The 14,032-nt window shown below is 66.5% G+C and carries 11 protein-coding genes and 4 tRNA genes; 10 read left to right on the forward strand and 5 right to left on the reverse strand.

Annotated features, from left to right (window positions below; all coding sequences use genetic code 11):
- Positions 1 to 7: 7 nt before the first annotated feature.
- Together thrS and BU204_RS01480 are read right to left on the reverse strand one after the other, a co-directional pair.
- Positions 8 to 2,038: a threonine--tRNA ligase gene (thrS, locus tag BU204_RS01475; RefSeq protein ID WP_075123645.1), complete on the reverse strand. Its 2,031-nt coding sequence runs from the start codon at positions 2,036 to 2,038 to the stop codon at positions 8 to 10.
- A gap of 75 nt (positions 2,039 to 2,113) precedes the next feature.
- Positions 2,114 to 2,773, reverse strand: a complete 660-nt coding sequence (locus BU204_RS01480) for a DUF305 domain-containing protein (RefSeq protein ID WP_198942724.1) — start codon at positions 2,771 to 2,773, stop codon at positions 2,114 to 2,116.
- 113 nt (positions 2,774 to 2,886) lie between these two features.
- Between BU204_RS01480 and BU204_RS01485 the strand changes: the two genes are divergently transcribed.
- The 6 genes from BU204_RS01485 (at position 2,887) to BU204_RS01510 (ending at position 5,869) form a co-directional block, all read left to right on the forward strand.
- Positions 2,887 to 4,344, forward strand: a complete 1,458-nt coding sequence (locus BU204_RS01485) for an LVIVD repeat-containing protein (RefSeq protein ID WP_143229233.1) — start codon at positions 2,887 to 2,889, stop codon at positions 4,342 to 4,344.
- Positions 4,345 to 4,466: 122 nt separating this feature from the next.
- Positions 4,467 to 4,538: transfer RNA gene (locus tag BU204_RS01490), tRNA-Val, on the forward strand.
- Positions 4,539 to 5,038: 500 nt separating this feature from the next.
- Entirely contained in the window at positions 5,039 to 5,464 is a 426-nt protein-coding gene (locus BU204_RS01495; protein ID WP_075123646.1) for an SsgA family sporulation/cell division regulator, read from the forward strand.
- Positions 5,465 to 5,566: 102 nt separating this feature from the next.
- Positions 5,567 to 5,639 (forward strand) — tRNA-Gly (locus BU204_RS01500).
- Between the two features lie 82 nt (positions 5,640 to 5,721).
- Positions 5,722 to 5,793 (forward strand) — tRNA-Cys (locus tag BU204_RS01505).
- A gap of 1 nt (position 5,794) precedes the next feature.
- Positions 5,795 to 5,869: transfer RNA gene (locus tag BU204_RS01510), tRNA-Val, on the forward strand.
- 302 nt (positions 5,870 to 6,171) lie between these two features.
- Here the strand turns inward: BU204_RS01510 and BU204_RS01515 are convergent.
- Complete coding sequence (locus BU204_RS01515) at positions 6,172 to 6,516, reverse strand: site-specific integrase (protein ID WP_143229234.1); 345 nt, start codon at positions 6,514 to 6,516, stop codon at positions 6,172 to 6,174.
- Between the two features lie 278 nt (positions 6,517 to 6,794).
- Here BU204_RS01515 and BU204_RS01525 point away from each other — a divergent pair, with 278 nt between their 5' ends.
- Positions 6,795 to 7,838 carry an ImmA/IrrE family metallo-endopeptidase gene (locus BU204_RS01525; RefSeq protein ID WP_143229235.1) on the forward strand — a complete coding sequence of 348 codons (1,044 nt, stop codon included), beginning with the start codon at positions 6,795 to 6,797 and terminating at the stop codon, positions 7,836 to 7,838.
- 279 nt (positions 7,839 to 8,117) lie between these two features.
- On the opposite strand, the gene BU204_RS01535 is transcribed toward BU204_RS01525, so the two are convergent.
- Together BU204_RS01535 and BU204_RS42135 are read right to left on the reverse strand one after the other, a co-directional pair.
- The gene (locus BU204_RS01535) at positions 8,118 to 8,393 is read right to left on the reverse strand and encodes a hypothetical protein (RefSeq protein ID WP_233159014.1); all 276 of its coding nucleotides are present in this window, start codon (positions 8,391 to 8,393) and stop codon (positions 8,118 to 8,120) included.
- Positions 8,363 to 8,848: a hypothetical protein gene (locus BU204_RS42135; RefSeq protein ID WP_332888562.1), complete on the reverse strand. Its 486-nt coding sequence runs from the start codon at positions 8,846 to 8,848 to the stop codon at positions 8,363 to 8,365. The genes BU204_RS01535 and BU204_RS42135 overlap by 31 nt, the downstream gene beginning before the upstream one ends.
- A gap of 499 nt (positions 8,849 to 9,347) precedes the next feature.
- Here BU204_RS42135 and asnB point away from each other — a divergent pair, with 499 nt between their 5' ends.
- From asnB to BU204_RS01555, 3 genes are read left to right on the forward strand one after another with little or no spacing between them, the layout of a single operon-like run.
- On the forward strand, positions 9,348 to 11,528 hold the full coding sequence (asnB, locus tag BU204_RS01545; RefSeq protein ID WP_075123651.1) for an asparagine synthase (glutamine-hydrolyzing): 2,181 nt from the start codon (positions 9,348 to 9,350) through the stop codon (positions 11,526 to 11,528).
- A 10-nt stretch (positions 11,529 to 11,538) separates the two neighbouring features.
- On the forward strand, positions 11,539 to 12,585 hold the full coding sequence (locus BU204_RS01550) for a diiron oxygenase (protein ID WP_158073379.1): 1,047 nt from the start codon (positions 11,539 to 11,541) through the stop codon (positions 12,583 to 12,585).
- The gene (locus BU204_RS01555) at positions 12,582 to 13,865 is read left to right on the forward strand and encodes an MFS transporter (RefSeq protein ID WP_198942725.1); all 1,284 of its coding nucleotides are present in this window, start codon (positions 12,582 to 12,584) and stop codon (positions 13,863 to 13,865) included. Before BU204_RS01550 ends, BU204_RS01555 begins: the two co-directional genes overlap by 4 nt.
- Positions 13,866 to 14,032 lie beyond the last annotated feature (167 nt).

Here is a 14,032-nt window from a genome sequence, read left to right on the forward strand (position 1 = left end):
GAGAATCCTAGTGTTCGACCCGGACGCCCTCCGCCGTCGGCGAGGAGTTCTCCCGGCGCTCGATCCAGCCGTTGATCACCTCGACGGCCCGGTCCACCGGCACGCCGTTGATCTGGCCGCCGTCCCGGAAGCGGAACGACACGGCGCCGGCCTCGACGTCCTTGGCGCCCGCGAGCAGCATGAACGGCACCTTCTGGGTCGTGTGGTTGCGGATCTTCTTCTGCATCCGGTCGTCGGAGGTGTCGACCTCGACCCGCACCCCCCGCGCCCGCAGCGCCTTGGCCACCTGCTCCAGGTGGGCGACGTGCTCGTCGGCGATCGGGATGCCGACCACCTGCACCGGCGCCAGCCAGGCCGGGAACGCGCCGGCGTAGTGCTCGGTCAGCACGCCGAAGAACCGCTCGATCGACCCGAACAGCGCCCGGTGCAGCACCACCGGCTGCTGGCGGGAGCCGTCCGGGGCGGTGTAGGACAGCTCGAAGCGCTTCGGGTGGTTGAAGTCCACCTGGATCGTCGACATCTGCCAGGACCGGCCGATCGCGTCCCGCGCCTGCACCGAGATCTTCGGGCCGTAGTAGGCCGCCCCACCCGGGTCGGGCACCAGCTCGAGGCCCGAGTCGAGCGCCGCCTGGCGCAGGGTCTCGGTGGCCTCCTCCCACTCGTGCTCCTCGCCGATGAACTTGCCCGTGTCGCCCCGGGTGGACAGCTCGAGGTAGAAGTCGGACAGGCCGTAGTCGGCGAGCAGGTCGAGCACGAACCGCAGCAGCGACCGCAGCTCGGCCGGCGCCTGCTCGGGTGTGCAGTAGATGTGCGAGTCGTCCATGGTGAGCCCGCGCACCCTGGTCAACCCGTGCACCACACCGGACTTCTCGTACCGGTAGACGGTGCCGAACTCGAACAGCCGCAGCGGCAGCTCCCGGTAGGACCGCCCGCGCGAGCGGAAGATCAGGTGGTGCATCGGGCAGTTCATGGCCTTGAGGTAGTAGTCCTCGCCCTCGAACTGCAGCGGCGGGAACATCGTCTCCGCGTAGTACGGCAGGTGCCCCGAGGTGTAGAACAACCCGCTCTTGGTGATGTGCGGGGTGTTGACGAACTCGTAGCCGGCCTCCTCGTGGCGGCGGCGCGAGTAGTTCTCCAGCTCGCGGCGGATGATCCCACCCTTGGGGTGGAACACCGCCAGGCCGGAGCCGATCTCGTCCGGGAAGGAGAACAGGTCGAGCTCGACACCGAGCCGGCGGTGGTCGCGCCGCTCGGCCTCGGCCAGCCGCTCCAGGTACGCGTCCTGCGCCTCCTGGGACTCCCAGGCCGTGCCGTAGATCCGCTGCAGCTGCGGGTTCTGCTCGCTGCCGCGCCAGTAGGCCGCGGCGACCCGGGTGAGCTTGAACGCCGGGATGTGCTTGGTCGTCGGCACGTGGGGGCCGCGGCACAGGTCGCCCCAGACCCGTTCGCCGCTGCGCGGGTCGAGGTTGTCGTAGATCGTCAGCTCCCCGCCGCCGACCTCCATCACCTCGTCGGTGTCGACACCGCTGTCGCCCTTGACGTCGACCAGCTCGAGCTTGAACGGCTCGCCGGCCAGCTCCTGCTTCGCGGCCTCGGCGGAGTCGAACACCCGCCGGGAGAACCGCTGGGCGGACTTGACGATCTGCTTCATCCGCTTCTCGAGGGCCTGCAGGTCCTCGGGGGTGAACGGGCGGTCGACGTCGAAGTCGTAGTAGAAGCCGTCGCGCACCGGTGGCCCGATGCCGAGCTTGGCCTCGGGGAACTGCTGCTGCACGGCCTGGGCGAGCACGTGGGCCGTCGAGTGCCGGATGACCGCGCGGCCGTCGTCGGTGTTCGCCGCGACCGGCTCCACCTCGGCGTCGGCGTCCGGCGTCCAGGACAGGTCGCGCAGCCGCCCCTCGGCGTCGCGCACCACGACGACGGCGTCGGCGCCCTTGCCGGGCAGGCCGGCCTCGCGGATCGCGGTCCCCGCCGTGGTGCCCGCCGGTACCACCACGCGGGGCGTGGGCTCGGCGGCTGACGGGCGCGGCTGGGACACGGTTACTCCTCGGGCGGGCTTCGGAACGGTCGGCGTCGATGCTATCGAGCCACCCCGGCGCGTGGCCTGGGGGTTTCAGGCGCCGAGCATTCCCCTCATCCGGTGAATCTCGTCGATCTGGGTGACCGCGATGTCGTCGGCGATCTCCTGCACCCGCACGTCGAGCCCGCCGGACCGGACCTCGTCGATCATGGTCAGGGCCCCCTCGTGGTGGGTGGTCATCATCTGCAGGAACAGCGTGTCGAACCGGGCACCGGAGGCGGCTTGCAGCGCGGCCATCTGCTCGGGGCCGGCGAAGCCGGGCATCGAGGTGTGGTCGGCGTGGCCGCCGTGGCCACCCCCGTGGTCGGGCGCCTCGGGGTTGACTGTCGGCTTGTCGTGCTGCTCGAGCCACCGGTTCAGCATGTCCATCTCGGGGCGCTGGCTGTCGGCGATCCGGTCGGCCAGGCCCTTGACGTCCTTGGCCGAGGCGCGGGTCGGGGCGAGCTCGGCCATCTCCACGGCCTGGGCGTGGTGGACGATCATGTCCTGGACGAAGGTGACGTCGGCCTCGTTGGGCGGGTCCTGCTCGAGCGGGGTGGCCTCACCAGGGGCGATCGTGCTGGCCTCCTCCCCCGGCCGCCCCGGGACGATCACCGGTGCGGAGTTGGTCGGGGTGTTCGGCTCCTCCTGGGTGCACGCGACCAGCCCGCCGGCGGCGACCACGACGCCGACGGTGGCGAGCAGGCGCGCCACGGTCCCCCGGAGCGTACCGACCGTCCGGTGTGTCCCATTCACGGTAATCGATTCCCATCTGTTCAGGACCGTAGTCGTATTGAGCTAGTTTATTGCCGACGCTCCTGGTCATAATGTCCTCTCCTGACGTAACCGAGAGGGGACAGCTAGTGGGATCGACCTTGCGGGGATGGCGCCGTCGGGCGTCAGGCGCGCTGATCGGGGCAGCAGCCGTGGCGACGGCCATGGTTGTCGGCGGGCCCGCGGTCTCGGCGCAGGACTTCCCGGCTCCTGACGAGATGGTCAGCAGCCCGAACATCGAGCACCTCAAGAACCTGCCGCCGGAGGCCCCCCTCGTGGGCGGCACCGGCACCGACATCGCGTTCCAGGGCCGGTACGCGTTCGTCGGCAACTACCTCGGCTTCACCATCTACGACATCAAGCGGCCGGAGCGGACCAAGGTCGTGCGGTCCGTGCTCTGCCCAGGCTCGCAGAACGACATCTCGGTGGTCGGGAACCTGCTGTTCCTGTCCACGGACTCCCGGCGCACCGACGACTCGTGCGCGTCGGAGGCCCAGCCAGACGGCACCAAGCCGTACTGGGAGGGCATCAAGATCTTCGACATCAGCGACAAGCGGTCGCCGCGCTACGTCAAGTCGGTGGAGACCGCCTGCGGGTCGCACACCCACACGCTGGTGCCGGACAAGCGGGGCCGCAGCGTCTACCTGTACGTCTCCTCGTACAGCCCGGCGGCCAACATCTCGAAGTGCCAGCCGCCGCACGACAAGATCTCGATCGTCGAGGTCCCGCTTCGCCACCCGACCGCGGCGCGGGTCGCGGCCACGCCGGTGCTGTTCCCGGACGGTGGCAACCCGGGCGAGCCCGAGCTCGAGTACCCGGAGCGCACCTCGGCCACGACTGGTTGCCACGACATCACCGTCTACCCGTCGAAGGACCTGGCGGCCGGCGCGTGCATGGGTGACGGTGTGTTGTTCGACATCTCCAACCGGCTCCAGCCGCGCGAGATCCACCGTGTGCAGGACGACGAGAACTTCGCGTTCTGGCACTCGGCGACGTTCAACAACGCCGGCACCAAGGTCGTCTTCACCGACGAGCTCGGCGGCGGCGGCGAGGCGACCTGCAACGCCGAGATCGGCCAGGAGCGCGGCGCCGACGGCGTCTACGACATCGTGGGCCGCGGCGACCACCGGCGGTTGGTGTTCCGGAGCTACTTCAAGATCGACCGCTTCCAGACCGACGAAGAGAACTGTGTCGCACACAACGGCTCGCTGCTGCCGATCAAGGGCAAGGACATCATGGTCCAGGCCTGGTACATGGGCGGCCTGCAGGTGTGGGACTTCACCGACTCGGCCCGGCCGAAGAAGATCGGCTACTGGGAGCGCGGTCCGGCGGCGGACCCCGCGACCAGTGGCGGTAGCTGGTCGGCGTACTACTACAACGGGTACATCTACTCGTCCGACCTGGGCAAGGGCTTCGACGTGCTGGAGATCAACGATCGCCGCACGGACCCGGCCAAGCGGGTGCGGATGGACCAGCTGAACGTGCAGACCCAGACCGGGTTCGGCCGCTGATCCTGGCGAGATGACCGATCGGGGCCCTGCCGGCTCGGCTTCGCCGGCAGGGCCCCGGTGCGTTCGCCGGACCCCCGTGCGGGGGACGAGAGTGCCATCCGGTACTGTTTCGTCCGTCGCGAGGGCGATTAGCTCAGCGGGAGAGCGTTCCGCTCACACCGGAAAGGTCACTGGTTCGATCCCAGTATCGCCCACGCAGGACCCCCAAGTCCCTGGTCATCCCGGGTACCTGGGGGTCTTTCACATTTCTGTACTGGTGAATTTTCCAAAATCCGCGTCGGACCCGTTGATAGCGGCCTGTCCTGCGGTAGGTTGCCCGAGTGGCAGCAATGGATGGTCGCGTGGGCACGCTGTTGCACGGCCGCCCGCGCGTCTCCGCTGGTCTTCCGTCTCGTCCTCGTGGTGGTTTCGCACCGTTGCCGGTTCGCCACCCTCAGTTCACCTGCTCCCCGGAGAGCCGCGGGAATGAGCAACATTCGAGCTACGAGGCTATGGAGACTCGGCCACCTCTTGCGAGGATGGAAGAAGCCGGGGGTAGCGTCACGGAGCGTCGCTCCCCCGACGCCTGGGAACGACAAGCTGACCCATCTGGGTGAACTGGGGTGTTCCATTGACCGAATGAGCCCCTCCAGCCGTCACACGGAAGGGACTCAGTCGTTCAGAAGGGCTGGGAAGGGAGAGAAGGGTAGCGACGATGCGCAACGACCACGTCACGCTCCGCTCGACGGCGGTGTTCGACCTCCTGGCCCCGCGGACGCCCGCGGTGCCGGTGAAGGTCGAGCTGCGCTACGACACGCGCGATCCGTACGCGGTCGTCGCGGCCTTCCGGACCGGCCGTGCCGGCTGGGTGGAGTGGGTGTTCGCCCGGGACCTGCTGGCGGATGGACTGATCGCCGAGGCGGGTAACGGGGATGTCCGGATCCGACCCGCGGTGGACGACCCCGAGGTCGTGGTGATCGAGCTGAGCTCGCCCTCGGGCCACGCGGTGTTCGAGGCGTCGGCCCAGGAACTGGCCGACTTCCTGGACAGGACGTACGACGTCGTGGTGCCAGGCAACGAGCACCTGTGGGTAGACGTCGACGAGGCACTCACCCACTTGATCTCCACCGACCTGACCTGAGGTTTCGCGGGGGCGGACCCCGGTGCGGGATGGGGATGGGGGATCGGATAGAGTTCGGATCACACCACGGGGGACAGGAACTTCCTGGAACAGCGTGGTTCTGCGGACGTAGCGCAGCTGGTAGCGCATCACCTTGCCAAGGTGAGGGTCGCGGGTTCGAATCCCGTCGTCCGCTCGAAGAGGGGTCGGTCTTCCCAGGACCGAATCCTGGCCCCTTGGTCCGAGCCTGGCACCGCCCGGGATACTCTCGGGCAACCGGCGGAGTGGCCGAGTGGCTTAGGCAAGGGCCTGCAAAGCCCTGTACGCGGGTTCGATTCCCGCCTCCGCCTCGGGCGATTAGCTCAGTGGGAGAGCACTACCTTGACACGGTAGGGGTCACTGGTTCAATCCCAGTATCGCCCACCAGATATCAATGCTGGTCAGAAGGCCTGTTGGTGATTATCACCGGCAGGCCGTTTCTGCGTCGTGGGGCAGATTGGGAGCAACTGATCTTGACCACATTCGCGGGAAGGTAGTGGTCACCCGGAATCGTGCTCCCATGGTGCTCCCAACGCCGTTGCAGTCCGACCAGCATGGCGTCGATCATGGGCTGGGTGACGTGTGAGTAGCGGCCTGGCGTGTCGCGAGCCTTGTGGCCGAGGCGGCTGCGCTGGAGTAGCGCCGGCACACCGTCCTCGATCAACCGCGTCTTGTGCGTATGACATAGGTCATGGAAATGCAGACCCGGCACGATCGGCTCCCACCCTGCGGCCGTGCCGAGCCCCGTCCTCGGCAGCGATGACCAGTACGCCGCCAGCCAGATCAACGCGGGACCACTGCAGGCCCACCAGCTCACCCCACCGCATCCCAGTACAGGCCGCGGTGATGATCATCACGCCGTCCAAGGACGACACCCGAGCTGCCAGCTCCGCCACCTGCCCCGGGTTCGCGATGGGACGCTCGTTGTCCTCGCCGCCCCGCAGCCGGAGCCGCCGACACGGATTCGCCGCGACCAACTCCTCGTCGACCGCCTCGTTGAAGATCGCCGACAACAACGACACCACGTCGATCACCGTCGCCTCCGCCAACGACCGCCGCAACGTCCTGACCCAGCCCTTCACCGCCAATCGACTCACCTCCCCCAATCCCAGCTGACCGAACCGCGGCAGGATGCGGTTCCGCAGATGCGCGTCATACTTTCGCCCACGTCGCCGCACTCACATCCAGCGCACCGGCCCACTGACACACCCACTCACCGAACACCGTCTGCGCCAACCGCGGATCCACGAACCGCCCCGTCCGCTGCTCGGACTCCACATCTGCCGCCCGATCAGCAGCCACCCGATAATCGGTGAACCCGGTCTCCGACGGCACACTCCCATCCGGCAGCCGATACCGGGCCCGAAACCCCGATCCGTGCTTCTCAACCCAAGCCATACACCACCAGGAACCCACGCCGGAGTCTCCCGGCCGTCTGGCCGAGACGCTCAGACTCCCGGTCGAGTTCTTCAAGCAGCCAGAGGTCGAACCGATACCCGCTGACGCCGTGCGCTTCCGGGCCTTGACCAAGACTCCCGCCGTCCGGCGCGAGGCGGTACTCGCCGCCAGCTGGATCGCACGAGAGATCGCTGCCTGGATTTCAGACCGCTACCGCCTGCCAGCCGCTAACGTATCGTCACTGAACCTGCCGACCGATGCGTCCTTACACGATATCGAGACGATAGCTCTCCGCGTTCGCGGTCAATGGGATCTCGACCAGCGACCGATCCCGAACATGGTGCACCTGCTCGAAGCCCACGGAGTCCGCGTCTTCTCCTTGGTACAAGAGATCCGCGATGTCGATGCCTTCTCCCTCTACATCGAGAACCAACCGTTCGTCTTCGTAGACACCGGCAAGACCGAGGAAAGGCAGCGCTTCGACGCGGCTCACGAACTCGGGCATCTCGTCATGCATCAAGGTCGCGAACGAGCCCAAGGGCGGGACGCGGAGCGCCAAGCCGACCGGTTCGCCGCCGCGTTCCTGATGCCCAGGACGGACATCCTGGCACACAACCTCCGTAACGCCAGCCCCGATCAGCTCATCGAAGCAAGCCGCCGCTGGCGGGTATCAGCCATGCCGCTCGCTCACCGCCTCGCCGAGCGGGGACTACTCACCGAGTGGCGATATCGGAGTGCCTGTGTCGAGCTGGCCAAGCGCGGCTACCGCCCATGCTTAAGCACGAAGTATTGCCCCAGACATCACTTCACAACACGAGACGAAGCGCGACAAGTCGTTCGGAACTGGGTCGTCGACTTCTGCAATCGACGACGACGTGACAGTTTCTGTGGCATGCAATCCGCGATCGGCTACGAGACCAGTGCGGCCAACCGAGCCGCATACAGGAGCCCTCCATGATTCGGGGGAAAGCTCAGTGGCCAACTTGTCTACTGATCAAAGTCAGCAAGCCAGGAGCGGAAATCTGCCTCATCATGCAAATATATGCCAGGGCCTTGTTGCAGATCAGCGCCGGCCAGCCGGTCGAGCGCCGTCCAAAGGGTTTCGTGGGACGAGTAGTCCGCCGACTCATCTTTAACGCGTTCCATCGCCCAATTCGCAACTTCTCTTCCCGGCCCACTGATCCGTGTATCAAGCCAGTCAAATAGCTCCTTACCTGCTCGAGTTCGCCCGTCACGCCTACCAGCTCCTCGTGTAGTTGCCGTTGACATCGAACATGTAATGTATCTTGTTCCCGCCGGTGAAACCGACGTCCGGTCGTGGATAGGAGCCGAAGTGGGGAACCTCTCCGCCGCCGCAGTTATGGACCAGCACCGGCGTGTTGTCGGCCATAACATGGTAGGTGTGGATGCCTTCGACGGTGAGATTGTGGACCCGCTGATACCCCTGCTCACGACGACCGGCGACCAGGTCGACGGAGCCCACTAGTGTGCGAAGGTTTGCCTCTGCCTGCAGATCTCCCGCAGATACCCACCGTCCTTCGTCATCGACCCAGAAGGGGTGGTTGCGGTCGCGGTCAGGGTGGCGGTGGTCTCCCCGGCGGAACCGTCGGTGTCGATGGTGAGTTCGACCAGGTCCTTGGTGCCTTGAGTGGTGATGGTCGCCGCGACGGGCCTGGGGCCGGTCTCGCCGGTTTCCGAGTCGGTGGCCTTGGCCGACTTTGGCAGATCAGCGCCTTTCGCGGTGCACGTGACCCTCGGCGTAGGGCTGGTCGGGGTTAACTCCGTCCCAGGCCGGGCGCCAGTACCGTTTTGCCGGAAGTTCGACCGTCGCCACGGCCGGCCCTCCGGGGTGCACAGGACCAAGGGGTGCCGGCGGCTGTCGAGTAACTCCTCGTAGAGCACTGCGATCCCCGCCGGTAGCTCGACGGGCCGGGTGCCGGCGGGGGTCTTGGTCCGGCCCTTCTTCACCTTCGGTCTCCTTCCCGCCGTCCGGGCCGGCCTCATGATCTCGAGGCGGTCGCCCCTTGACCCCGACAAAGGGTCGGGCAAGTCACGGGTGTGGACCGCGCTCGTGCCAGCGCCGGAGCCGACCCGGTCGCCGAGCCACAAGCAAGGCGTCGCGAGGGATTCGGATCATCGCGGGGCCGCAGGTGTTCGTTGGGGACCGAATCCCTGGACCGTTTCCGCCGACGGATGGTCTTCTTGTTTCACCGGACGGGCGCAGGTCACACAGAAAGGCCTGACACCTGAACCGGAAAGCGCAATAACAAGGAGGTGACAGAACATGAAGAAGTACGCCAAGCCGACTGTCAGCACGGTTTCGCAGGCCACGGTGCTCAAGGCCAACGTCTGAGCCGAACGAGTTTCTGGCCTTCGTAGGTAAGGCCGGCTCCGGAGACGTCCGTTTGGTGCGCGCCCTGGTTCGCAGGGCGCGCACCAATGGCTGAACCTGTCGTGAGGAACACCAATGTGCGGAATCGCGGGTATCGCCCGAATCGACGGACAAGATCTCGGTCCCGAGGCCGACGCGCTGCTCGCGCTGCTCGCGGACACACTTCACCATCGCGGACCCGACGATCGGGAATGTCTGCGAACGGGACCGGTGGGGCTCGCCTTCACCCGGCTCTCGTTGGTGGACCCCGAGGACGGCAGCCAGCCACTCATCAGCGACGACGGCAATCTCGTCCTGATCGCCAACGGCGAGGTCTACAATCACCGGGAGCTCGCGGCACAGCTGCCGGCCGGAACGCGCCTCAAGACCGGCTCCGACTGTGAGGTGCTGCTGTATCTCTACCGGCAGCACGGTCTGGAATTCCTACGGAACGTCCGCGGCATGTTCGGTCTCATCCTCTGGGACCGCGCCCGGAACCAGCTGATCCTCGCGCGTGACAGGTTCGGCATCAAGCCGCTCTACTATCACCGGAACGACCAGCGAATCATGCTGTCCTCCGAGATCAAGGGCCTGTTCGCCGACCCTGCGACCCCACGCTCCTTCGACTGGGAGCGATCCCTCTCGAACCCCTTCATGGCTGCCTCCGCCCGCTTGGGTGGCCCCGAGGGGGTCATCACGTGGTTCGAGGGTGTCGACAGCGTTCCCGCGGCCACGATCCTTCGAATCGATCTGAGCGACGGCCACACCCACACTCATCGCTACTGGGAGATGCCCACCGAGGCCGACGAGGGCGTCAGCGCCGAGGAGTTCATCCGTCGCTATGGCGACACCCTGGAGCATTCGGTCCAGGAGTGCGCGACCGCGGACACCGAGCTCGGTCTGTTTCTGTCCGGTGGCATCGATTCCGCTGCCGTGCTGGCGCTGGCGGCGCCCCAGTTGACTGACATCCACACCTTCACGGCGCGGTCCGGCGGCACCCAGGTCAACGGTGATGCGGAGCATGCGAGCTGGCTGGCCCGGTCGCTGGGCGTCCCCAACCACCAGGTGGTGTTCGATCGCGATCACGTTCCGACGCCCGAGGAATGGTGTCGACTCGTGTGGTTGGCGGAGACGCCGATGACTGGGCCCGAGATCTACTACAAGCACGAGTTGCACCGGTTCGCCCGAGCGGAGCGTCCGGGTCTGCGCGGCATGTTGCTCGGTGCCGCCAGCGACGAGTTCAACGGCGGCTACTCCCCCAACATGAGCGGTAACAGCGGCTGGCAGTCCTTTATGGCGGGTCTGCGCTACATGGACCGCGCTACTCGTCTGGACCTCCACCCGGGACTGCGCAGCTGGTGGTCCGAGGGGCATGACTTCTTCTCTGACGATGCCCTGACCCGTTTGACCGGTGACACCACCACGGACTTGTATCGCGCATACCTGGATTCCCAGTACGCGAAGGTCCAGCAGTACAACCTGTGGCATGAGGACCGCACCGCCGCGGGCAGTGGCATCGAGGCCCGGGTTCCCTTCCTCGACCATCGGCTCGTTGAGCTGTCCGCGGTGGTCCCGGCACGACTGCGCCCACAACTTCTGTGGGACAAGCAGATCCTGCGCGAGGCAATGCGCGACCGGTTGCCTTCCCGGATCGCGGAACGTCCCAAGGGGCCGTTCTTCTACGGATCGGGCACCTGGCACGCCTATCAGATGCTTGTCCGGGTGTTGCGCAGGAACGACAGCGAGCTCGTCGATCGAGCCCTGTCCGCACCCGGCGCCGATCTGTACCTCGACGGAGACGCGATCCGGCACAGGCTCGCCGAGTTCGGTGACGGCGTGACGGACACGCCCGCTGTGGAAATGCTGATGCGTGTGGTCAACATGGGCCTGTTGGCCGAGATGGCGGCAACTCCTCCGCGTCTCGCGGAGCTGTCCGCAGGACCCGTTCGTGTCAGCGTTTCGGCGGCCAGCACGCACGATGTCGAGACGGAGACCCAACTGTTCGACGCCGACCAGGACCACTCGTCGGACCGAGTGCTGGCGCTGGCCGAGGAGGTCCAGCTCCTCACCGATGCCCAGGAGTCGTGGTTCCTGCTCAACGCTGGTCAGATCGAGTACGTCCTGGAACAGGACAGCCCCATCCTCCGGGTGTTGAGTCTGATCGACGGCGCCACCCCCTTCGATGAGGTGCTCGCCAAGTCAGACGTCCGTGCTGACGAGGTCCTGTCCGACCTCAACAACCTTCTCGGCGAACGACTTCTGACATTCGGCGAGTGAGGACATGGACATGTACCAGCGGATGGCTCAGGAGCAGTTGCTGCGGGGTGATGCCTCGTCCCGGCCCGCGGTGACCGGGTACGTCAGCCGGTACGAGCGCTGGGAGGACCTGGCGAGCGTCCGGCGCAGGCCTCGACGGGACTTCGTTCCGGACGAAGAGACCTCGGACCTCTTCTTCCCCCCGGAGCTCTACCCGGTCGTCCTGCATCCGTTGGTCGTCGCGAAAGGCGAGGTGGTCGTCAAGGCGCTACTGCTGCAGCGCCTGTACGACTATCTGGACTTCACCACCGAACTGGAGAACCTCGCGGTCATCCCCGTCGCCACCAAGATCAGCCGAGGCCGATCCGGGCTGATCCTGCCCGCGCAGATGAAGGCCGACGCGTACAAGATCGTGACTGACGAGGCATGGCATGCGCAGTTCTCGCACGACTTCGTCCGGCAGATCGAGGCGAGCACCAACATCCCGCACCACGCCACCGAGGACGCCCCGGCTCCGTCGTTCCTCCTGCGGCTCGACGAGCTGCGGGAGAAGTTGCCGCACGACATACGAGGCGTTGAGTCGCTGCTGTTCGCCATCGTCAGTGAGACGCTGATCTCCGGCATCCTGTCGGACATCCCCCGTGACGAACGGCTGCCCTTCAGCGTGCGCGAACTGGTCCGCGACCACGCCGTGGACGAAGGACGGCATCACCAGTACTTTCGAACCGTCCTGAAACACCTCTGGCCCGCGCTCAGTCCTCGCGAACGCCGGGCTGTCGGGCCGCACATCCCCTCCGTGGTCAACGCCTACCTCGAACCGGACTACGAACAGACCTTCCGGCACCTGCGAGGCATCGGTCTGACCGACGACGAGGCCGTTCAGGTCATCACCGAATCGTGGCCGCCGCTCAAGGTTCAGCACACCATCGCCGACGCCGCTCGCCCCGTCGTGCGCTACTTCGCTGAGGCCGGAGCGCTCGACGACGACCGGACCCTGGAGTCCTTCGAGTGGGCAGGGTTGTGGGGTGCACACTCCGCCGGGGACCTCGCGAGGACCGAGGGGATGGTGCTCCAGTGACCCGCCAGGGCAAGGCTGGTGTCGACGTGAAGACCACAGCCGATCCAGCAGGCGGCACTCGCGATGCCGCTCCCTGGATGAGCCCGGCTGTGATCTTTCGCCGGTTCTGGCTCGCGACCACGGTGAGTGGTCTCGGGTCCGCGGTCACGATGGTCGCGCTCCCGCTGGTCGCGCTGATCGTCCTCGACGCCTCCGTCATCGAGGTCACGATGCTCAACGCGGCGGGCCAGGTGGGGTGGCTGGTGCTCGGTCTCCCCGCCGGGGTGATCGTGCAGCGCTACCCGCTGCGTGCACTGCTGGTCACCATGGATCTCGTCCGTCTCGCCGCGATCTGCTCGATACCGTTGACCTGGTGGTTGGGTGCGCTCACGTACGCGCAACTCCTGGTGGCGGCCCTGATCGTCGGCTTCGCGAGAGTCCTGTTCGACATCGGCAGTTTGACCTTCCTGCCGGCGATCGTCGAGAAGAAGGAGCTCAACGCTCGCAACGGCCTCATCACCGGGACGAACGCGGTGAACGAGACGGGCGGCCTGTCCGTCGGCGCATTGATCATCCAGGTCATGGGTCCGGTCGTCGCGTTGCTTATCGACGCCATCAGCTACCTGGTTTCGGCTCTCACACTGCGTACCCTCCCGGAACCCGGCACCAGCGGGAACTCCCACGTCAAGCCAGTCCAACTGATCAAGGAGGGCTGGTCCTTCGTCGTCCGTCACGCTGTGATGGGCCCCTGCCTGTGGTGGGCAACGGCGGCGAACTTCTTCGGCATCGCCCTCATCGCGCTCACCCCGGTCTATCTGGTGCGCGCCGCCGAGACATCCGCCGCCACCGTTGGTTTCGTCCTGGCCATGAACGGCCTCGGCGCGGTGATCGGTTCCGCCGTGGCGACACGGCTCGCCCGACGGCTGGGCACCGCCCGCACGCTGATCGTCACGAGCATGGCCGGCGGCCTGATCGCCCTGATCATCCCCTTCACGACCAGCCTCGACACCATCTACTTCTTCATGATCGGGAACGCCGGGCTGTCAGCCGGCGTGGTGATCGGGAGCATTCTGACCCGGACCTACCGACAGACGGAGAGCCCATCAGAGCTGCTGTCGCGGGTGATGGCCACCACGAGGTTCGTCTCCTGGGGAGCGATGCCCCTCGGAGCCGCGGTCAGCGGCCTGGTCGCGGACTCGATCGGCCTGCACCCTGCCCTGTGGCTGGTGTGCGCGGGATCGCTGCTCGCACCTCTCATCCTGCTGCTCAGCCCGTTGCGTTCGCGCCTCGACTTCGGCTGAACCGGCACGTCGCGCTCGGTCGCCATCGAACACGTTGATGCGGGTCATCGAGAATGGTGCGCGGCAACGCGTTGCCCCATCGCTCCCCCATCGATGACGATGGGTTCAACATCCCGCGGTCGCAGGGCAGGGGAACATGGGCACCGATGGACGCACGGTCAGCACTG

This window comes from Actinophytocola xanthii (genome assembly GCF_001921205.1).
GTDB classification, from domain to species: Bacteria; Actinomycetota; Actinomycetes; order Mycobacteriales; family Pseudonocardiaceae; genus Actinophytocola; species Actinophytocola xanthii.